The organism is Pontibacter flavimaris, assembly GCF_001907195.1.
Classification (GTDB): Bacteria; Bacteroidota; Bacteroidia; order Cytophagales; family Hymenobacteraceae; genus Pontibacter; species Pontibacter flavimaris.
Genome location: NZ_LVWA01000004.1, coordinates 704026 through 723558, shown reverse-complemented (window position 1 = coordinate 723558; position 19533 = coordinate 704026). Strand labels below are relative to the sequence as shown.

The following is a 19533-nucleotide window of genomic DNA, read 5'->3' as shown; positions in this document are numbered from 1 at the left end:
TCGGTTTATACTTTAATACAGGCTCTCGATCACGTTTTTGTAGTTGGCGGTGATGATCTTGCGCTTCACCTTCAGGGTTGGCGTCAGCTCGCCGCTTTCTACGGTCCACATGTTCGGGATGAGCGCGAACTTCTTCACCGTTTCGTACTGCGCCAGGCCTTCGTTGGCTTTGTCGATCTCGCGCTTAAACTTCTCGATCACGTCCGGGTGCTTGATCATCTCTTCATCCGACGTATACTTGATGCCCTTGTGGTTAGCCCAGTCCTGCAGGCCCAGGAACGACGGCACGATAAGCGCAGAGGCATACTTGCGGCCATCGCCCACAATCATCACCTGCTCAATCACTACCGACTCCTTCAGCTTGTTCTCGATAGGCTGCGGCGCCACATACTTGCCGCCGGAGGTTTTGAACATCTCTTTCTTGCGGTCCGTGATCTTGAGGTATTTGTCCTGAATCATCTCGCCGATATCGCCGGTGTGGAACCAGTTATCCTTGTCGATCACCTCCTCCGTCAGGTCGGGCTTCTTGTAGTAGCCTTTCATCACGTGCGGGCCACGCGTCAGTATCTCGCCGTCTTCGGCAATTTTTATCTCCACGCCATCAATGGGCATGCCTACCGTGCCGATCATGTTGTTTTCCGGCTCGAAGCGGTTCACCGAGATAACCGGTGAGGTTTCGGTAAGGCCGTAGCCCTCCATCACGCGGATGTTGGCCGACCAGAACACGCGCGCCAGGCGTGGCTGCAGCGCCGCCCCACCCGAAACGATCACGCGTATGTTGCCGCCAAGGGCCTCGCGCCACTTGCTGAAGATAATCTTGTTGGCCAGCTCCAACTGCTTGTTGTACCACCAGCCCTGGTCTGTCTGGGTATCATACTTCAGACCCAGTTCCAGGGCCCAGAAAAACAGCTTGCGCTTCACGCCCGTCAGCTCCATGCCGGTTGCCACGATCTTGTCGTATACTTTCTCCAGCAGGCGCGGCACGGTGGTAAACAGGTGCGGCTGCACCTCCTTCAGGTTGTCAGCCACCTTCTCTATACTTTCGGCATAGTAGATGGATACCCCGATGCGGAAGTACAGGTACAGCAGCATGCGCTCGAACACGTGGCAAAGCGGCAGGAAGCTCAGGGCGCGGTGGGTATGGTTTACCGGCACGTAAGGCACGGTGCCGCGCACGTTGCTCATCAGGTTGTCATGCGTCAGCATCACGCCCTTGGGGTTGCCGGTGGTGCCCGACGTATAGATGATGGTTAGGGTATCCTCTGGCCTTACGGCGGCCTTCAGCGGCTCCAGCTGCGCCACATCCTCGTTCTCGCCCATCTTCAGCACCTCTTTCCAGTTCTTGGCGCCGTGTATGTCATCAAACGTATAGATCTCTTTGATCCCCTCCATCCCCTCTGTGGCAGCCACTACTTTGTTGTATAGGTTGGCATCGGCCACAAACACCGCCTTCACCTCGGCATCGTTAAAGATATAGCGGTAGTCCTCCTCCGTGATGGTGGGGTACATGGGCACGCTGATGGCCCCGATCTGCTGTATTCCGAAATCCACCAGCACCCACTCCGGGCGGTTGAAGGAGATGATGGCCACTTTGTCCTCTTTCTGTATGCCCAGCTTCAGCAGGCCGAGGCTCACCTGGTTGGCGTACTCCAGCACATCGCTGGTGGTATACTTTTGCCAGGTGCCGTTTACCTTAGCCGCCAAACAGTCGGGCTTAGGGAATTGCTGCATCTGGTAGGGCAAAAGGTCGAAGGTCCGGGTTAGGTTCATATCGTGTATGATTTATACAACAGTGTTTTGATTAGTTGGCTTGTACAGGGCTAAAAGCGGGGCAAATAGCCTGTTACAGATGCATTTTAACTATTTTTTCCGAATTCTGCCACGGCAGGGCATATAAATATTTCCCATGTGTTATATTTATACTTTTAGAACCACGGCCTTTCGTGCGGGCAAAGCCAAGTGTGCTGCCTGCGCGTTTCAGGCCTCCCCAGGAGACAACCATACATGAACCTGTCGATATTCTTTGAGCCGCTGAGCGAGGACGCCTTCGCCACCCTGAACAAGCCGCGCACGCTCGGCTCCTACATTAGCCGCTTCGTAAGCAAGTTCCCCGACTGGCGCGCCGCCGACATCGCCATACTTGGCGTGAACGAAACGCGCGGCCGCCACAGCGAGGAAGCCGCAGAGGAAGCGCCGGAAGCGGCACAGGCCCCCGCCCGCCTCGTGCGCAGAAAACTCTACGGCCTGAACAAGGGCACCGGCCGCTGCCAGGTAGTGGACCTGGGCAACCTGCGCCCCGGCATTACGCTGGAGGACACGCACCTGCGCCTGAAGGAGATCGTGGAGGTGCTGATCTCGCACAACACCATTCCGGTCATCATCGGCGGCTCGCACGACCTGGAGTATGGCCAGTACATGGGCTACGAGCACCTGGAGCGCGTGGTGAACATGGTGACCGTGGACAGCAGCGTGGACATGACCGAGGACACCGATGCGGCCCCCAACAAAAGGCAGCTGCGCCAGATACTCATGCACGAGCCCAACTACCTCTTCAGCCTGAGCCAGATCGGGTACCAGTCATACTTTGTGGAGCCGGAGGTGATGGCCACCTTCGAGAAGATGCACTTTGAGGCTTACCGCGTGGGCGAGGTGCACCGCAGCGTGCAGGAGATAGAGCCGGTGGTGCGCGTGGCGGACCTGCTGACCTTTGACGTCTCGGCCATCCGGCACCAGGACGCGCCGGCCTCTGAGCCAGCCAACCCCTTTGGGCTTACCGGCGAGGAGGCCTGCCAGCTATGCTGGTACGCCGGCCTGAACGACAACCTGACCTCGCTGGGCATCTACGAGTATAACCCCGCCCTCGACGACCGCGAACTGACCGCCATGACTGTGGCCACCATGATCTGGTACTTTGTGGAGGGCTTTTACCACCGCAAGAACGAGACAGACTTCAACAGCCGCCACTTCACCAAGTATGCCGTGGCCTTCGCCGCCGACAACCCCGACCGCATGATCTTCTACAAGAGCCGCAGCAGCGAAAAGTGGTGGCTGGAGGTGGACCCCATGAGCCCCGACAAAGGCAGCCGCATTGTGCCCTGCAGCTACGAGGATTACCTGCAGGCCACCAAAGGCGAAGTGCCCAACCGCTGGATCATGACCCAGGCCCGCATTGGGTAAATTCTATCAATTTGGAGATTTTAAAATTTGGGAATTTGCAGATGCTCAAAATTCTCAAGCGTTAAAGCTTGAAAGATGTCTGACCTCATCTAAGTATAGATTACTACTTCGCGCACCATTTTCAAATCTCCAAATTTCCTCATCTCCAAATCTATGAACCTACCAGAATACACGCTGCAGCAGTTGGCGCTCCGGAACGGGCAGGACCGCGAGGAAGTATGGGTGGCCTACCAGGGCGTGATCTATGACGTGAAGAAATCAAGGCTGTGGCGCAACGGCAGGCATTATGAGCACTGGGCCGGGCAGGATTTAACAGAAGAACTGGCCGACGCGCCACATAATGCCAATGTTTTTGATAAATTTGAGGCTGTAGGACTTGTTAAGAATTCTGCCCACCGACCTGCGCAGAGCCAACAGACCTAAAAATAAAACCGTATATTGGGGTTACGACCCGATTCAACACAAATAAATCAAATTTATACAAATGATAATTATAGCTGATAGCGGCTCAACCAAGACGGACTGGCGCATCGTGACAAACGACAGCGTGCTGAGCCAGGCACAATCTGCCGGATTTAACCCGATGTACCAGGAGGCTGACGAGATTTTTCAGGAAGTAAACGATGTGCTGCTGCCACAGCTAAGCGACAAAAACCCGGAAGCCATCTATTACTACGGTGCCGGCTGCAGCTCACCGGAGCGCAACCAGCGCGTGGTAGATGCCCTGCGCAGAGCTTTCCCGGATGCCCTTATTTCCGTGGACCACGACCTGCTGGCAGCGGCGCGCGCGCTTTGTGGCCGCAAGCCGGGCATCGCCTGCATCTTGGGCACCGGTTCCAACACCTGCCTCTACGACGGCACCGACATTATCGACAACGTTCCCTCGCTGGGTTTCCTGCTCGGCGATGAGGGCAGCGGCGCCTTTATGGGCAAACTGCTGATGAAAGCATACATGTACCGTGAGCTGCCCGAAGACCTGGCTACTTCGCTGAAGAACACCTACAACCTCACCAAGGACGGCTTCCTGGATACGCTCTACGGCTCTGCCATCCCAAGCCGCTACATGGCTACCTTCGCCAGGTTCATGCACGACAAGCAGAAGCACCCTATCATCCACGGCATGATCTATGAGAACTTCTCTGAGTTCTTTGAGCGCCACGTGGTAAAGTATGCGGACCACCAGACGCTTCCGGTGAACTTTGTGGGCTCCATCTCCTATTACTTCAGCGATATTCTGAAGCAGGTGGCCAAAAAGTATGGCTTGCACATAGAGACGATCCTGCAGAGCCCCAGCGAAGGCCTGATCAAGTACCACCAGGAACTGCTGCAGACATTCGGCTCCCCTAAAAAAGTATAAGTATAATCAAGTATAACGTACAGGGAGATGGTGCCACACGATCTCCCTGTACGTTTACCGTTCATCATCTTTAACCAAGCACCACCGTGTCTACTACCGAATCAGCGTCTAACTACGACAGCTTAGACCAAATGAGCGTGCATGAGCTGCTCGTAAACATTAACCGCGAAGACAAAACCGTGCCCCTTGCCGTTGAGAAAGCCATCCCGCAGCTGGAGAACCTGGTGAATGCTACCGTGGAGCGCCTACAGCAGGGAGGTCGCCTGTTTTACATTGGCGCCGGCACCAGCGGCCGGTTGGGCATTGTGGATGCCTCGGAGTGCCCCCCTACCTACGGTGTGCCGCACGGCATGGTCGTGGGCATTATAGCGGGCGGAGACACGGCTATCCGGAAGGCGGTGGAGTTTGCCGAGGACGATGAGCAGCAGGCCTGGAAAGACCTGCTGGAGCACCATGTTTCGGAGAAGGACATCGTGGTGGGAATCGCTGCCTCGGGCCGCACCCCTTACGTGATCGGAGGCCTGAATGCCTGCCGCGAGCGCGGCATTGCCACCGGCTGCATCGTTTGCAACACAGGAAGTGCCGTGGCCGCAGCCGCCGAGTTTCCGGTGGAGGTTGTAACCGGCGCTGAGTTTGTAACCGGCAGCACCCGCATGAAAGCCGGCACCGGCCAAAAGCTCGCCCTCAACATGCTCACCACCTCCGCCATGATAAAACTGGGCCGCGTAAAGGGTAACAAGATGGTGGATATGCAGCTCTCGAACCACAAGCTGGTGGACCGCGGCATCCGCATGGTGATGGAGGAACTGGGTGTGGGAAGGGCGGAGGCAGGAGCCCTGCTTACAAAGTATGGCAGCGTGCGCGCCGCCGTAGAAGCCTACCGCAACGGAAACGGGCAATAGACTAAATTGACCATCATTTTCAAGCAAATAAAAAGAGCCGGGGCAAAATACTCCGGCTCTTTTTATTTGCTTTCGTTTATACTTAGTATAGTGTTTCTTAAGCGTATGAAAGCAGGAATCGCATCTCTTCTTATCGGCTTGGCAGGCTTGGCCATACTAACCTATGTGTATTTCCAGACAATGCAGGGATACAGTGAAGCGGGGGAACTGCAGCAGCAGGCAACCTTTTATACCATGAGCGACAGCACCAGGCTAACGCTGTTTATACTTGAGGTAGTTGGCGCGGCGCTGGGTTTCCTGTCTTTCAGAAAATGGAAAGTGAAGATCGGGCTGTTGGGAATGGGACTATGTATGCTTAACCTGATTCTGTTGTACTACCCGTTCTAAGTATACATCTCCTATTTCATCGTCAGCTTTTCCAGCAGAACGCGGGCGGCCTCCTTGCTGGGCACAATGTAGTTGATCACCGACCAGGGGTACGTCAGCTTAAACCGGTCCCGGTTCTTCTCGCCAAGGTGCACGATTTTATACTTGTAGAGCTCCAGCGGCTCCAGCCCTAGCTTCTTACGGCGCTCATCCACCTTGCTCTCTTCTTTTCTGCTGATCTTGGTGGTCATGTAATCATCCAGCGCGCCCAGTTCCTCATCGTCGGCGCACTTGCTGCAATTTATTTTAGCGAAAACACGGGAGCCATACTTGCTGGCGCCCGCCTGCTGGTCCAGGAGGTAGGCGGCGGCCTGCGGCGCGATGCGGCCCTGCTGCACGGCCTGCGTCAGCACCTCGGTAAAGTCCTGACCCTTGCGGGCCTTGGTCTGCCGCTCTATCACCACAGTGAACCGCGGAAGCTGCTCCAGGGTATCGGCCACGCCCACCAGATCCTCGCCGGGATAGCCATACTCCTCAATCCAGCCCAGCAGCAGTTTCGTGTTGGCGGCCTCAATCTTGGTGATGGTATCGCCGTGCACGCGCCAGCCGCCCTTGGCCTGTCGGAAGTATTGGTCGCGGGCATAGAGCTCGTCCAGGTCGGCCCGTAGCTCCTTGTTCAGCTTCTGCTCATACTTGGCGCGGCGCTTGGGGTATTTTTTGGCGAACTTCTGCCACTGTTTGGTGCTGCGCAGCGAGTCCAGCACCGGCTGCCGCTCCAGGTACTCCAGGCTCACGCCCTTCTGCACCAGCTCCTCCAGGTAGTTGAAGGTTTTCCCGCGCTCCTGTAGCAGCAGCGCACAAATGACGGCGTTGTAGTAGTCGCGGGCGAAGGGTGAGGGCACGGCGGCAAAAGCCCGTTGGTAGGCCTCCAGCGCCTGTTCATACTTCTTATCCACCACCAGCAGCTCCGCCTCGTTTATAACGGGGTGGTATACCTGCGTGTAGTCCAGTGCATCCTGCGCCAGCGCATGCTGCTGCGCCAGCACGAGTAAAGTAAAGTATAAAAGTATCTTCCTGAGCATCGTTTTTAGAGCTGATGGCGCGAGTGGTGCGGCGACAGCCCTGTGCCAGCTGCTGCTAGCGTAGCCAATCTATGGCCGCGTCGCGCTCATCCAGTTTAAAGAATCTTACATTGTGGCCCGGCATTTGGCCCCCAGACCGCTGCAGCCACTCCTCGTGGCCCGCTATGGCTACCTTGCTGAACTTGTTGTAGTACCGCACCCCGTGCTTCAGGTCCTCCCACATGGCATCCGGGGCGGCCCCGTCGGGGTGCAGCACCTCCAGGTACAAACGCAGTTCCGGGTTCTGTAGTACCTGCTCCTCCAGCAAATGGTTTATAGTACGGTAATCATCCGCGGAAAGGCCGTCGAGCGTTGCCAGCCCCACCACATGCCGGGGCATAGCCTCCAGCACCGACACGCCCTGCTCCGGCTTGCCGGCCAACGGCTGCCGCAGCCACGCCAGCGCCTGCTCCTTATCGGCCATTCCAAAGGCCATCACCTCAAAGTGGGGTGTCAGGAAATTGGCCAGCCGCGACTGCTTCTTCACCCAATCCTTGTCTGTCACGATGGTGTAGCGGGCTATCTTATTCCAGCTATGGAACTTGAGCTTCAGCGTGTCGAAGAAAGACTGCACGCTGTCCCAGTCGCCAAAGCTCACGAACTCAAAGTATAGATGCACCTTGTCGTGCACCCTGGCCTTCTCCTCCATCTCGTGCACAATCGTCCTCAGTCCGGACTCGTCAATATAGTGCTGCACATGAAAACCTGCAAGGTTATCCTCCTCAAATTGAATAATCGATACCATAATTTGCGGATAGGTTAGCGTTGATGTTGTATACTTTTTATACCGGCGCCTTCCGGAGGCAACGCCTATACTTAGCATACCGCTGTAATCCCTAAACGGTTTCCTGTTAGGAGGCTTAAGTTTTTGATAAACGGGATGCCACTTTTTGTGCAGTATATTTGTTGGTTTACGGCGCCGGAGGAAGTAAAAAAAGCCTTCTAAAGCGCCCAACTTTGCAGCAGCCAGGGCAGTAAAATGATGCTACGGCCCCCAAACCCATACCATTGCCTTATGCACACGATAGAACCATACTACAACTGGATAGAGAAGTACTCGGCCTGTGAGGACCCGCGCTCGCCGCTCTATGGGGCCGAGAACAGCCTCTCGCAGTATACCAATACCATCTACGGGTACTACATACACCCGCAGTGGGACGACATAAACTCCGAAACGCTCTTCCTCAAGATCCTCTTCGCCGACTACGACCTGGGCTTTGCCGTAATCGAGTTTATCGGGGAGTGGAACGACGCCCTCAACAACGACATCATGCAGCTAAAGCGCAACATCATCGACCCCATGGTGGAGGAGGGCATCAAGCATTTTATACTGATCGGGGAGAACGTGTTCAACTTCCACGGCTCCGACGACTCTTATTACGAGGAGTGGTTTGAGGACGTGGAGGAGGGCTGGGTGGTGGCGCTCGGCTTCCAGGATTTTGTGCTGAGCGAGATGAAGAACTACAACCTGGACTACTACATTAACTCCGGCGGCAACCTCGACGACGTGCATTGGCGCACGTTTACGCCCCAGCGCCTGTTTGCTCTCGTTAACAGCCTTATCCAGAAACGGCTGGGGGCATAAGTATACTTTATCATAGGTATACTTACAAAGGCGCAGAAGGCTGCCGTAACGCACCTTGAGATCAGCAAAACACAAGCTAAATAAACCACAGACACGGGCAGCGACAGGATTGGCCGTGCAAAAAAATAGCGGGTAAGGCCGAAGCCTAACCCGCTACCAAGGCATTGCCTGTTATAAATTAGTTGTTCACTTCGTTCTCAACTTCCTCAGCACTCTCCTCTATTTCGTCTCCGGCTTCATCGGCACCTTCTTCAATGTCGTTGCCAAGCTCTTCCGCGTTTTCTTCTACTCTTTCAGCATCGCTTTCTACAGCGTTCTCAGTGTTAGAATCGCAGGAGGCGAAGGCAAACATGCCCAGTGCCAGGAACATAAAAATCGGCTTTTTCATACTATTTTGGTTTTAAGGGTTATCAATCTGAATAAATTACACGTTCGGCCCGTGGTTCTCACAGGCCATGTTTTACTAAATCACTGCGCTGGTATCGGCGTCCTCGGCGGCATCTTCCATCTCATCCGCGGTATCTTCGGCCTGGTCTTCCATCTCCTCCGCTCTGTCCTCAGCCGGAGAGTCGCAGGAGGCAAAGCCAAACAGGCCTGCCAGCGCAAACACGTACAGTAACTTTTTCATTGCTTTATTTTTTAGTGAGGGGATTATTCCCCGCTTCCGTTACGGCACACTTGCGGCCGCAGCAGAAACATGACAAACAATACGGCACAATCAGAATATAGTTATTTGAAATATATAAAAACACCGAAAGGCACCCTGCTCAGGTGCCTTTCGGTGAAGCTGCGGCCGTGGCCGGGAAGCTATACTTTGATCCTTACTTTTTCTTGAACAGCAGCCTGATCGGCACACCGGTAAAGTCGAAGTGCTCGCGCATCCGGTTCTCCAGGTAGCGTGTGTACGACTCCTTTACGTACTGCGGCAGGTTGCAGAAAAACGCAAACGTAGGGTTGTGCGTCGGCAACTGCGTTATGTACTTGATCTTGATGAACTTACCTTTGATGGCCGGCGGCGGATAGCGCTCGATGTCGGGCAGCAGCAAGTCGTTCAGCTTGGAGGTCTGGATCTTGCGCGTCTTGTTGTCATACACCTCCATGGCTACCTCAATAGCCTTGTGGATGCGCTGCTTCGTCAGCACCGAAGTAAAGATGATCGGCACGTAAGCGATCGGGGCGATGCGGCTGTAGATCTCCTCCTCAAAATGCTTGGTGGTGTGGGTGTCCTTTTCCACCAGGTCCCACTTGTTCACCAGTATCACGATGCCTTTGCGGTTCTTCTCGGCCAGGGCAATGATGTTGACGTCCTGCGCCTCAATACCGCGCGTGGCATCCAGCATTACAATACATACATCGGCGTCCTCCAGGGCACGCACCGAGCGCAGCACCGAGTAAAACTCAATGTCCTCGCTTACCTTGCTCTTGCGGCGCAGGCCGGCCGTATCCACAATGATAAACTCCTTGCCAAACGCGTTGTAGCGGGCATGGATGGCGTCGCGGGTAGTGCCGGCAATATCGGTTACGATGTTGCGCTCCGTGCCCAGCAGCAGGTTCACGAAGGATGATTTACCTACGTTCGGGCGACCCAGCACGGCAATTTTCGGTATACCGGCATCCGGGTCTTCCACCCCTTCGTCTTTGAAGTGTTTTACCACCTCGTCCAGCAGTTCGCCGGTGCCGGAGCCACTCTGCGAGGAGATCGGAAAAATATCGAGGCCCACGCCCAGGGAGTAGAATTCGCCCATCTGGTGCATGCGCGCGTTGGTATCGGCTTTGTTGGCCACTACGTACACTGGCTTATCAGTGCGGCGCAGCACGTTGGCAAACTCCTCGTCCAGGCCGGTGAGGCCGGCGTCCACGTCCACCATAAAAAGTATAACGTCGGCCTCGTTCATGGCCAGCTCTACCTGGCGATTGATCTCGGATTCAAAAATATCGTCGGAGCCGTGCACGTAGCCACCGGTGTCGATCACGGTGAAGTACTTGCCGACCCAGTCGCCGTGGCCGTAGCTGCGATCGCGGGTTACGCCGCTCACGTTGTCCATGATGGCTTTGCGCTCCCCGATCAGGCGGTTAAAAAGTGTTGATTTGCCCACGTTGGGGCGGCCTACAATGGCAATGATGTTGGTTGACATCGAACTAAAATAAAAATGTTAAAGTACCCCCGGAGCACCTTGCCCCGAAGCTTTAATGGTGCGCTACTCTTCGCGGTAGCCGAAGCGCCGAAGCAGCTTCTGGTCTGTCCGCCAATTCTCGTTCACGCGCACGTATAAATCAAGAAATATCTTTTTCTGGAAGAAGTTCTCCATGTCGAGGCGGGCCTGTGTGCCTACTTTCTTCAGCGCCTCGCCTTTGTTGCCGATCACGATGCCTTTCTGGCTGCGCCGCTCCACGCTGATCTCGGCCCGGATGCGGATGATGTCTTCTTCCTCTTTGAACTCCTCTACCACCACCTCGCAGCTGTAGGGGATTTCCTTTTTATAGTTGAGGAAAATTTTCTCCCGGATCATCTCCGACACAAAGAAACGCTCGGGCTTGTCGGTCAGTTCATCCTTGGGATAAAAGGCCGGATGCTCGGGCAGGTAATGCAGCAGGCGCTTGAATAAATGGTCCAGCCCAAAGTTATGCAAGGCCGAGATAGGCAGAATTTCGGTCGGGTTCATGTGCTCCTGCCAGTAAGCTACCTTCTCGTTCACCTCTTCTTCGGTCGCCTGGTCAATTTTATTGATCAATAGAAGTATGGGCACCTTGGCGTGCTGCAGGCGCTTGATCACGTCGTCCTCATCGTGCTTCTCGTAAATGTCCGTCACAAAAAGTATGATGTCGGCGTCCTCCAGCGAGGTGCGCACAAAGCCCATCATCGACTCGTGCAGCGCGTACTGCGGCTTGATGATGCCGGGCGTGTCGGAGTAAACGATCTGAAAATCATCTCCGTTCAAAATACCCATGATGCGGTGCCGCGTGGTCTGCGCCTTGGATGTGATGATAGAGAGTTTCTCGCCCACCAGCGCGTTCATCAGCGTGGATTTGCCCACGTTCGGTTTGCCCACTATACTTACAAAACCGGCTTTGTGCGGTGTTTCGGCCATACGTCTGAATTTGAGGTTGCAAAATTACTTCTTTTTTACGAAACATGGTGAAAATGTGCGGATTTAGGAATAGTTAGAAAGTTGGGAAGTTAGAAGGTTAGAAAGTTAAATGTACCTCAGCTCTCGCTCGCGTCCCGCGAGTGTGTGCTATCCGGTGGCGTCCCGCCACTTATACTTATACTTATACTTATACTTATACTTATACTTAAAACGGCCAGAGGCCGCCCTATAGCGCGCACCCGCGGGACGCGAGCGAGAGAGGTTAAAACATAGCTTCACTTTCTAACCTTCTAACTTCCCAACTTTCTAACTCTAGAACATTTCCCCTACTTATTGCTTTACCCTCTATCAGGGAATAGAAATTAAGTATCAGCAAGATCTGTTTATACTTGTATCTTTGTAAGACTAAAGCACTTTTGAAGTATAGATGAGCAAAAAAGCTACCGGTAAGATTGGCGTGCTGCTGGTGAACTTAGGCACACCGGACACTCCCAATACCCCAGACGTTAGAAAGTACCTGCGCGAGTTCCTGCTGGACAAACGCGTGATAGACATACCTGCCGTGCAGCGCTACGCCCTGATCAACGGCATCATCGCCCCTTTCCGGGCGCCCAAGTCGGCCAAAGTATACAAGCAGCTCTGGACCGACCGCGGCTCACCGCTGCTCTACCACGGGCTGGACCTGCAGCAGAAGCTGCAGCAGGCGCTGGGTAACACCTACCACGTGGCCTTCGGCATGCGCTACCAGAGCCCAAGCATCCAGAGTGCCCTGGATGAGCTGCGCGAACAGAGCGTGGACCGCATCATCGTGGTGCCGCTTTTCCCGCAGTATGCCTCGGCCTCCACCGGCTCGGTGCAGGACAAGGTGATGGAGATCGTCAAAGACTGGTGGGTAATCCCAAGTATCAGCTTCATCTCTTCTTTCTGCGACGATCCGGGTTTTATCAAGGCCTTTGCCGAGCTGGGTAAAAAGCACATGGCCCAAGACGACTATGACCACGTGATCTTCAGTTACCACGGCCTGCCGGAGCGACAGGTACTCAAGGGCAGCGACAAAGGCTACTGCCAGCTGGGAGCCTGCTGCAACTCCTACAACAAGCGCAACAAGTACTGCTACCGCGCCTCCTGCTTTGTTACCTCGCGCCTGCTGGCCGCCGAGCTGGGCCTGCGCGAAGACCAGTACACCGTCACCTTCCAGTCCAGGCTTCTGAAAGACCCCTGGCTGCAGCCTTACACCGACGAAGTGCTCAAAACGCTTCCGGGCAAAGGCATTAAGAAAGTGCTGGCCTACAGCCCTGCCTTCGTGGCCGACTGCCTGGAAACGACCATTGAGGTTGGCGAAGAGTTTAAGGAGATGTTTGAGCACGCCGGCGGCGAGAAGTGGCAGCTGGTGGAAAGCCTGAACTCCAGCGACAGCTGGGTGGAGGCGCTGAAGGAGATCGTGCTGGAAAATTAACGATTTGGAGATTTGAAGATGTGGAGATTGGAAGATGATCTCTGCTAAAGTATAAAAGGCCGCTGCAAGTATAAATGCAGCGGCCTTCTCTTTAACAGTTTCTGCCGCAAGTTTAGCGCAGCGTAACTTGTGGCTATACTTGTTGCAAGTTTTCAACTCGCTTTCTGCGGAGCAGAAAAATATAATTTAGCAGAAGTATTTCGTTGGTAGGCATCGTCAAAGTATAGCTTCTGCCTTCCTTGCTTTTTCAAAGCAAAGCAGTTGAAAACTGCTACCATACTTAACCACAAGTTACGCTGCGCTAAACTTGCGGCAGGCAAACCAGGCAACCTGTGCGAGCAACATCAACAATTAGATCCGCTCCGAGTCCACCCAATCCTCCGACACGGCATCGGTATACTTTGTGAGCTTCCGCAGCAGCACCTCCGCGTCGCTCTCCACGATCAGGTTGTTCACAAACTCCTGTTTCACCAGCCCCTCCCGCACACTGTCGGCTATAAACTCCATGAACTTGTCGTAGAAACCGTTGACGTTGTAGAAGGCCACGGGCTTTTTAATGATGCCCAGCTGGTTCCAGGTGATGATCTCGTTGATTTCGTCCAGGGTGCCGAAGCCCCCGGGCATGGCCACAAAGGCATCCGACTTGGCGGCCATCAGCGCCTTGCGCTCATGCATGGTCTTGACCACGTGCTGTTCGGTCAGCCCGGTATGGGCCACTTCGCGTTCTATCAGGCTCTGCGGAATCACGCCCACGGCCTCCCCGCCTTTGGCAAGTATGGCGTCGGCAATCGTGCCCATCAGCCCTACCTTACCTCCCCCGAACACCAATCTTATACTTTGTGCGGCCATCAGGTGGCCCAGCTTTGTGGCTTCCGCCGCATACACCGGGTCGTTGCCGGCATTGGCGCCACAGAAAACGGCTATACTTCTCATAGGTTATACTTGCTAGCGTTAAATCAAGAAAGGCCCCGGCGTAGTGCCAGGGCCTTGTTTATACTTTATACTTTGGGCTGAGCTGATTTATACTTAGGCCAGCTGCTTCTTATACATTTTTGCCAGCGTTTCGGCGGCGTAGTCCACCTCTTCCGGCGTGTTATACTTGCTGAAGGAGAAGCGCACCGAGCCACGGTCTGGATCGCACTCCAGCGCGCGCAGCACATGCGAGCCGGTGTTGGCGCCACTGCTGCAGGCGCTGCCTCCAGAGGCAGAGATCTTGGCAATATCGAGGCTGAAGAGCAGCATCTCGTTAATGTCGGAGGCCGGCAGGCTCACGTTCAGGACAGTATACAGGCTCTTGTCGCTAAATTCCGATAGGCCGTTAAAGCTCACGTCGTCCATTTGCTCGCGCAGTTGGTAGATCATGCGGTCTTTCAGGCTTTGGATGTGCTTTTGGTGCTCGCCCATATCGCGGTAGGCAATCTCCAGGGCCTTGGCCAGCCCGATGATGCCGTACACGTTCTCGGTGCCACCACGCATGTTGCGCTCCTGTGCCCCACCCTGAATCAGCGGCTGAATCTTCGTCTCGGCATCGCAGTACAGGAAGCCCACACCTTTGGGGCCATGGAATTTGTGCGCCGAGCCCACGATGAAGTTAGCCTTCAGCTGCTGCAGGTCGTGTTGGTAGTGGCCCATGGTCTGCACCGTATCCGAATGGAAGATGGCGTTATACTTCCGGCAGATCTCCCCGATCGCCTCAATGTTGTTCAGGTTGCCGATCTCGTTGTTGGCGTGCATCACGGACACCAGCGTCTGCGGTTGGTTGGCCAGCAGCTCCTCCAGGTGCTCCAGGTCCAGGTTGCCGCGCTCGTCGTGTCGCAGGTAGCTTAGCTGCACGCCCTCCTGCTTCTCCAGCAGTTCCACCGTATGCAGCACTGCGTGGTGCTCCAGTTTGGTGGTAATGGCATGCTTAATGCCCAGCGAGCGGCAGGTGCAGACAATGGCTGCGTTATCAGCCTCGGTACCGCCGGAGGTAAAGAAAACCTCTGCCGGAGACGTGTTCAGCAGGCCTGCCACCGTTTTGCGCGCCCGCTCAATGGCCGCCCGCACCTCGCGCCCGTGCGAGTGGATGGAGGAAGGGTTACCGAAGTGCTCCAGCATAAAAGGGGCCATGGCATCAAATACCTCTCTGTCGAGAGGGGTGGTGGCAGCATTATCTAAATAAACACGCATACTTGAAAGGTAAATTTTTCTGTTTCTGTTCTTTACTCAACCAACAAAGTATAAAAAAAAGTTGCGCCAACGGCAGGAACAATCCCCTACCAGTGGCGCAACACGGTCTGTTACTCTCGTTTTCTAAGACAGCAGCAACAACACATACTTTAGGCTTTATTAGAGATGATCTCCTTGATATCGGCAATGATTTTATTGGCCAGGTGCTCGGCCGTGGCGTTACTGTCGCTCTCGGCATAGATGCGGATGATCGGCTCGGTGTTGGACTTGCGCAGGTGCACCCACTCCTTATCGAACTCTATCTTCACCCCGTCTATGGTGTTGATCGGCTGCTTGGCGTAGCGCTCCTGCATCTGCGTCAGCACAGCGTCCACGTCCACGTCCGGCGTCAGCTCTATCTTGTTTTTGGAGATGTAGTAGTTCGGGTAGCTGGCGCGCAGGCGCGTCATACTCATACCGGACTTGGCCAGGTGCGTCAGGAACAGGGCAATACCCACCAGCGCGTCGCGACCATAGTGCAATTCCGGGTAGATGATACCGCCGTTGCCCTCACCGCCGATGATGGCGTTTTGCTCCTTCATCATGTTCACCACGTTCACCTCGCCTACGGCGGCGGCAAAGTATGATCCGCCGGCTTTCTCCGTCACATCGCGCAGCGCACGGGTGGATGAAAGGTTGGAAACGGTGTTGCCCACTTGGTTTTTCAGTATATAGTCGGCTACGGCTACCAGCGTATACTCCTCGCCGAACATGCTGCCGTCCTCGTTTACCAGCGCCAGGCGGTCCACATCCGGGTCTACCACAATGCCCAGGTCAAACCTGCCTTTCTCCATCAGGCGGGATATCTCGCGCAGGTTCTCTGGCAGCGGCTCCGGGTTGTGGGCGAAGTTGCCGTCCGGCTCGCAGTATAGTTTTTCGATCTTGTTCACGCCCAGGGCCTCCAGCAGCATCGGCACGGCAAAGCCCCCGCTCGAGTTCACGGCATCCACCACCACGCTAAAGTTCTTGGCTCTGATGGCCTCCACGTCTACCAGCGGCAGGTCAAGTATGGTTTTGATGTGCTTCTCCAGCGCCTCCTCGTCCCGGGTATACTTGCCCAACTCGGTTACCTGCGCAAACTCAAAGGCCTCTTTCTCGGCTATCTCCAGCACCAGCTTTCCCTCGGCATCCGAGATAAACTCACCTTTGTGGTTGAGCAGCTTCAGGGCGTTCCACTGCTTGGGGTTGTGACTGGCTGTAAGTATAATACCGCCGCCGGCCTGCATCTCCGGCACGGCCATCTCCACGGTTGGGGTGGTAGAGAGGCCCACGTCCACTACATCGATGCCCAAGCCCTGCAGCGTGGCGCAAACCAGCTTGTTTACCATCTCGCCGGAGAGGCGCGCATCGCGGCCCACTATAATTGTCTTCCTGTCGGTGTTCTGAAGCACCCAGGTGCCGAAAGCAGCGGAAAACTTAACCACATCCACAGGGGTAAGTCCTTCTCCAGCCTGTCCGCCTATCGTGCCACGTATTCCTGAAATCGATTTTATTAAAGCCACTGATCCGTATATTAGTTGCTCCGGCAAAAGTAATCATTTTACTTATACTTCCAGCCGATTATGTGGTATTGTGGCAGCACAAAATATACCTGCTCACCACTTGCGCGGCAACTAATTGGCATGGGCTGCATTAGCCATAGTGCTGTCAAACAGCTTGCTGCGGGGCAGTTATACTTTGTGCTCGGTTATCCGTTCCTTTACCTTCAGCCGCCCCACCTCCGGGTCGTTTACCCGAAGGCTGTCTACCTCACCGGATTTGAGGGCGAGCTTTTTCATAGCTAGGTGCCCGATGGCCAGCCCCCCCACCGCCATGGCCCCCACGCTTACCAAGGCCAACACCGTGGCCGAGCGCGCAAACGCCACCTGCGACTGTACGGCAGCCACCGAACCGGCATTCCTTTTAAGCTCCTTTTCCTTTTTCTTCTTCATCCGTATGGCCTCCTATATATAGTATAAAACTCCTCCCCGGGATTATACTTACGCAGCACCCCGCCATTAAGGCTGCCGGGATGTTAATTCAGTGTTAAGCCTCGGGAGGGCGGGCCATAAACACTAATTATTTAGTAACTTTGCCCTTATGACTACTTTACAACCCGGTAAAAACGATCGCCAGCGCCAACTCGAGGCCTTTAGCCGCCTGCTGGATGTGATGGACGACCTGCGCGAGAAATGCCCCTGGGACCGCAAGCAAACCATGGAGAGCCTGCGTCACCTGACGATAGAGGAAACCTACGAGCTTTCTGACGCCATACTTAAAGGAGAAGTGCAGGAAGTGAAGAAGGAGATCGGCGACATTATGCTGCACCTGGTTTTCTACGCCAGGATAGCCTCTGAGCAGGGCGCCTTCGATATTGCCGACGTGCTGCATGCCCAGTGCGAGAAGCTTATCTTCCGGCACCCGCACATCTACGGCGACACCAAGGCCGACAGCGAGGAGGAGGTAAAGCAGAACTGGGAAAAGCTAAAACTGAAGGAGGGCAACAAATCTGTGCTGGGAGGAGTACCTCAATCGCTGCCCGCGCTGGTGAAGGCCATGCGCATACAGGAGAAGGCACGCGGCGCCGGGTTCGACTGGGACGACAAAAGCCAGGTATGGGCCAAGGTGCAGGAGGAACTAAACGAGTTCGCCAGCGAGTTTAACATAGAGGACACCGCAGCCATAGACCAGCAAAAAGCCACCGCCGAGTTTGGCGACCTGCTCTTTTCGCTCATCAACTTCGCCCGCTTTGCAGGCATCAACCCGGAGGAGGCCCTGGAGCGCACCAACCTGAAGTTTATCTCGCGCTTCCAGTACATTGAGACAGAGGCGGCTAAAGATGGCAAGCAGCTACAGGATATGACCCTGCAGGAAATGGATTTTTATTGGAACAAAGCAAAAAAACTATAGGTGTGCGTGTCGCTTAATAAATTTATTACTTATATTTATTGCGCTTTTCTCTAAACTCAGGAGAAGGGCAGTGCAGGTAGTGCGCAGCGGTGCTGGTAAAAGCAAGGGTAAATCACGATAGAAAGCCAGCCACCACCCTACTTGCCCCATCTACCCTAACACCCACCCTGTTTGGTAAAACAATGCACAGCAGGAGACAAAGGCAACGCCGCGGGCACCGGTGTTTACACTTTGAAACAAACTTTATGATTAATAATTTACGATATTGTATTACCGTAAATTTGGAATCCTGAAAGATAATAGCTTAAATTTAGGCAGCTAAAGCTGCAGTTGTAGGCTTTTACCTAAATTTCACCGGGGGTTACAGTACGCAAAATTCAGAAAAATATTAGATTGCAAATTCAGTAAAGAACTAAAAACGAAACAATTACATTTTATACTTACACAACTTTTTTTTATTACAACACAAACAGCTAAACTTTAAACTTTAATCAAAATGGAAAAAAAGACTGCAGTAGTGAGCAAGAATGCTAATGTAGAGAAAAAACCAAGTGCGGTAGGCTCTCTATTTGCGACCATCGTAATTCCGATCGCCCTGATAGCATGTGTGCTTATCTATATGTTCGTTTTTGGCAACCCTGCCAACTTCGAAGGCAATGATCCGGCTAACCACCCGCTTCCGGGCAACTATCTTGGCATCGTTTACAAAGGTGGATGGGTAGTGCCAATTCTGCTTACCCTGAACCTGTTGGTATTCATCTTCGCTATCGAGCGTGCCCTGACCATCGGTAAAGCAAAAGGAACCAAGAGCGTTGCTGACTTCGTGCGTAACATCTCCGCCAAACTGAACCAGCGCGACGTGAACGGTGCTATCGCTGCCTGCGACGCACAAAAAGGTTCTGTTGCTAACGTGGTGAAAGCCGGCCTGCTGAAGTACAAGGAAATGCAGAACGAACCAGAACTGCTGAAGGCTGAGAAAGTAGCCGCTATCCAGAAGGAAATCGAAGAGTCTACTTCGCTTGAGCTGCCAATGCTGGAGAAAAACCTGGTGGTTATCTCAACAATCGCCTCTATCTCTACACTGGTTGGTCTGATAGGTACGGTACTTGGTATGATCAAGGCCTTCTCGGCGCTTGCCACTTCAGGTGCTCCGGACTCCGTAGCTCTTGCAAACGGTATCTCTGAGGCCCTTATCAACACAGCCCTGGGTATTACAGGTTCTACTATCGCGATCATCGCTTACAACTACTTCACTAGCAAGATCGACGAACTTACTTACAGCATCGATGAGGCTGGCTTCAGCATGGTGTCTACCTTCACAGCACAGCACGACACAGCTGCCAGACCACAAACTGTTTAAGTTAAACCGTATTAACCAGATAA

At 54.2% G+C, this 19533-nt stretch carries 20 protein-coding genes; 9 read left to right on the top strand and 11 right to left on the bottom strand.

The genetic code is table 11. The features are described 5' to 3' along the window. Positions 1 to 12 precede the first annotated feature (12 nt). A complete protein-coding gene (locus tag A3841_RS08150; RefSeq protein WP_073851794.1) occupies positions 13 to 1770 on the bottom strand; it encodes an AMP-dependent synthetase/ligase in 1758 nt (585 codons plus the stop codon). 234 nt (positions 1771 to 2004) lie between these two features. Between A3841_RS08150 and A3841_RS08145 the strand changes: the two genes are divergently transcribed. The 5 genes from A3841_RS08145 to A3841_RS08125 all read left to right on the top strand — a co-directional run bounded on the left by A3841_RS08145 (position 2005) and on the right by A3841_RS08125 (position 5823). Further along, positions 2005 to 3177, top strand: coding sequence for a formimidoylglutamase (locus A3841_RS08145; protein WP_073851793.1), 1173 nt, complete (start codon positions 2005 to 2007; stop codon positions 3175 to 3177). A 153-nt stretch (positions 3178 to 3330) separates the two neighbouring features. Continuing rightward, entirely contained in the window at positions 3331 to 3600 is a 270-nt protein-coding gene (locus tag A3841_RS08140) for a cytochrome b5 domain-containing protein (protein WP_073851792.1), read from the top strand. A 61-nt stretch (positions 3601 to 3661) separates the two neighbouring features. Then, entirely contained in the window at positions 3662 to 4534 is an 873-nt protein-coding gene (locus tag A3841_RS08135) for a hypothetical protein (protein ID WP_073851791.1), read from the top strand. An 86-nt stretch (positions 4535 to 4620) separates the two neighbouring features. Continuing rightward, positions 4621 to 5436, top strand: a complete 816-nt coding sequence (gene murQ, locus A3841_RS08130) for an N-acetylmuramic acid 6-phosphate etherase (protein WP_073851790.1) — start codon at positions 4621 to 4623, stop codon at positions 5434 to 5436. 105 nt (positions 5437 to 5541) lie between these two features. Beyond that, a complete protein-coding gene (locus tag A3841_RS08125) occupies positions 5542 to 5823 on the top strand; it encodes a hypothetical protein (RefSeq protein WP_073851789.1) in 282 nt (93 codons plus the stop codon). A gap of 11 nt (positions 5824 to 5834) precedes the next feature. On the opposite strand, the gene A3841_RS08120 is transcribed toward A3841_RS08125, so the two are convergent. Next, positions 5835 to 6884 (bottom strand): hypothetical protein, encoded by a 1050-nt coding sequence (locus tag A3841_RS08120; RefSeq protein WP_139307912.1) that lies wholly within the window; start codon positions 6882 to 6884, stop codon positions 5835 to 5837. Between the two features lie 55 nt (positions 6885 to 6939). Then, entirely contained in the window at positions 6940 to 7668 is a 729-nt protein-coding gene (locus tag A3841_RS08115; RefSeq protein ID WP_073851787.1) for a SpoIIAA family protein, read from the bottom strand. A 270-nt stretch (positions 7669 to 7938) separates the two neighbouring features. Between A3841_RS08115 and A3841_RS08110 the strand changes: the two genes are divergently transcribed. Beyond that, a complete protein-coding gene (locus A3841_RS08110; RefSeq protein ID WP_073851786.1) occupies positions 7939 to 8508 on the top strand; it encodes a hypothetical protein in 570 nt (189 codons plus the stop codon). A gap of 178 nt (positions 8509 to 8686) precedes the next feature. On the opposite strand, the gene A3841_RS08105 is transcribed toward A3841_RS08110, so the two are convergent. The 4 genes from A3841_RS08105 to era form a co-directional block, all read right to left on the bottom strand. Further along, positions 8687 to 8896: a hypothetical protein gene (locus tag A3841_RS08105; protein ID WP_073851785.1), complete on the bottom strand. Its 210-nt coding sequence runs from the start codon at positions 8894 to 8896 to the stop codon at positions 8687 to 8689. A gap of 75 nt (positions 8897 to 8971) precedes the next feature. Then, the gene (locus A3841_RS20270) at positions 8972 to 9136 is read right to left on the bottom strand and encodes a hypothetical protein (protein ID WP_170866161.1); all 165 of its coding nucleotides are present in this window, start codon (positions 9134 to 9136) and stop codon (positions 8972 to 8974) included. Between the two features lie 193 nt (positions 9137 to 9329). Continuing rightward, entirely contained in the window at positions 9330 to 10643 is a 1314-nt protein-coding gene (gene der, locus A3841_RS08100; protein WP_073851784.1) for a ribosome biogenesis GTPase Der, read from the bottom strand. Positions 10644 to 10706: 63 nt separating this feature from the next. Next, positions 10707 to 11597 carry a GTPase Era gene (gene era, locus A3841_RS08095; RefSeq protein ID WP_073851783.1) on the bottom strand — a complete coding sequence of 297 codons (891 nt, stop codon included), beginning with the start codon at positions 11595 to 11597 and terminating at the stop codon, positions 10707 to 10709. A 427-nt stretch (positions 11598 to 12024) separates the two neighbouring features. Here era and hemH point away from each other — a divergent pair, with 427 nt between their 5' ends. Further along, the gene (gene hemH, locus A3841_RS08090; RefSeq protein WP_073851782.1) at positions 12025 to 13053 is read left to right on the top strand and encodes a ferrochelatase; all 1029 of its coding nucleotides are present in this window, start codon (positions 12025 to 12027) and stop codon (positions 13051 to 13053) included. Positions 13054 to 13404: 351 nt separating this feature from the next. Here hemH and A3841_RS08085 read toward each other — a convergent pair whose 3' ends face one another. The 4 genes from A3841_RS08085 to A3841_RS08070 form a co-directional block, all read right to left on the bottom strand. Next, positions 13405 to 13986, bottom strand: coding sequence for an LOG family protein (locus tag A3841_RS08085; protein WP_073851781.1), 582 nt, complete (start codon positions 13984 to 13986; stop codon positions 13405 to 13407). A gap of 93 nt (positions 13987 to 14079) precedes the next feature. Beyond that, positions 14080 to 15222: a cysteine desulfurase family protein gene (locus tag A3841_RS08080; RefSeq protein ID WP_073851780.1), complete on the bottom strand. Its 1143-nt coding sequence runs from the start codon at positions 15220 to 15222 to the stop codon at positions 14080 to 14082. Between the two features lie 149 nt (positions 15223 to 15371). After that, positions 15372 to 16763: a phosphoglucosamine mutase gene (gene glmM, locus A3841_RS08075; RefSeq protein ID WP_073851779.1), complete on the bottom strand. Its 1392-nt coding sequence runs from the start codon at positions 16761 to 16763 to the stop codon at positions 15372 to 15374. A 168-nt stretch (positions 16764 to 16931) separates the two neighbouring features. Continuing rightward, on the bottom strand, positions 16932 to 17192 hold the full coding sequence (locus A3841_RS08070; RefSeq protein ID WP_073851778.1) for a hypothetical protein: 261 nt from the start codon (positions 17190 to 17192) through the stop codon (positions 16932 to 16934). Between the two features lie 148 nt (positions 17193 to 17340). On the opposite strand from A3841_RS08070, the gene mazG reads away from it, so the two are divergent. Both mazG and A3841_RS08060 read left to right on the top strand, forming a co-directional pair. Beyond that, the gene (mazG, locus tag A3841_RS08065) at positions 17341 to 18150 is read left to right on the top strand and encodes a nucleoside triphosphate pyrophosphohydrolase (protein WP_073851777.1); all 810 of its coding nucleotides are present in this window, start codon (positions 17341 to 17343) and stop codon (positions 18148 to 18150) included. A 496-nt stretch (positions 18151 to 18646) separates the two neighbouring features. Beyond that, entirely contained in the window at positions 18647 to 19510 is an 864-nt protein-coding gene (locus A3841_RS08060) for a MotA/TolQ/ExbB proton channel family protein (protein WP_073851776.1), read from the top strand. The last annotated feature ends 23 nt before the right edge of the window (positions 19511 to 19533 follow it).

Bases quoted from the DNA above. Each gene is read 5' to 3' on its own strand.
- A3841_RS08060 (WP_073851776.1), top strand. From the start codon at position 18,647: ATGGAAAAAAAGACTGCAGTAGTGAGCAAGAATGCTAATGTAGAGAAA.
- A3841_RS08145 (WP_073851793.1), top strand. From the start codon at position 2,005: ATGAACCTGTCGATATTCTTTGAGCCGCTGAGCGAGGACGCCTTCGCC.
- A3841_RS20270 (WP_170866161.1), bottom strand. From the start codon at position 9,136: ATGAAAAAGTTACTGTACGTGTTTGCGCTGGCAGGCCTGTTTGGCTTT.
- A3841_RS08135 (WP_073851791.1), top strand. From the start codon at position 3,662: ATGATAATTATAGCTGATAGCGGCTCAACCAAGACGGACTGGCGCATC.
- A3841_RS08110 (WP_073851786.1), top strand. From the start codon at position 7,939: ATGCACACGATAGAACCATACTACAACTGGATAGAGAAGTACTCGGCC.
- der (WP_073851784.1), bottom strand. From the start codon at position 10,643: ATGTCAACCAACATCATTGCCATTGTAGGCCGCCCCAACGTGGGCAAA.
- A3841_RS08080 (WP_073851780.1), bottom strand. From the start codon at position 15,222: ATGCGTGTTTATTTAGATAATGCTGCCACCACCCCTCTCGACAGAGAG.
- A3841_RS08125 (WP_073851789.1), top strand. From the start codon at position 5,542: ATGAAAGCAGGAATCGCATCTCTTCTTATCGGCTTGGCAGGCTTGGCC.
- A3841_RS08085 (WP_073851781.1), bottom strand. From the start codon at position 13,986: ATGAGAAGTATAGCCGTTTTCTGTGGCGCCAATGCCGGCAACGACCCG.
- A3841_RS08120 (WP_139307912.1), bottom strand. From the start codon at position 6,884: ATGCTCAGGAAGATACTTTTATACTTTACTTTACTCGTGCTGGCGCAG.
- era (WP_073851783.1), bottom strand. From the start codon at position 11,597: ATGGCCGAAACACCGCACAAAGCCGGTTTTGTAAGTATAGTGGGCAAA.
- A3841_RS08140 (WP_073851792.1), top strand. From the start codon at position 3,331: ATGAACCTACCAGAATACACGCTGCAGCAGTTGGCGCTCCGGAACGGG.
- A3841_RS08105 (WP_073851785.1), bottom strand. From the start codon at position 8,896: ATGAAAAAGCCGATTTTTATGTTCCTGGCACTGGGCATGTTTGCCTTC.
- A3841_RS08150 (WP_073851794.1), bottom strand. From the start codon at position 1,770: ATGAACCTAACCCGGACCTTCGACCTTTTGCCCTACCAGATGCAGCAA.
- hemH (WP_073851782.1), top strand. From the start codon at position 12,025: ATGAGCAAAAAAGCTACCGGTAAGATTGGCGTGCTGCTGGTGAACTTA.
- A3841_RS08070 (WP_073851778.1), bottom strand. From the start codon at position 17,192: ATGAAGAAGAAAAAGGAAAAGGAGCTTAAAAGGAATGCCGGTTCGGTG.
- A3841_RS08115 (WP_073851787.1), bottom strand. From the start codon at position 7,668: ATGGTATCGATTATTCAATTTGAGGAGGATAACCTTGCAGGTTTTCAT.
- mazG (WP_073851777.1), top strand. From the start codon at position 17,341: ATGACTACTTTACAACCCGGTAAAAACGATCGCCAGCGCCAACTCGAG.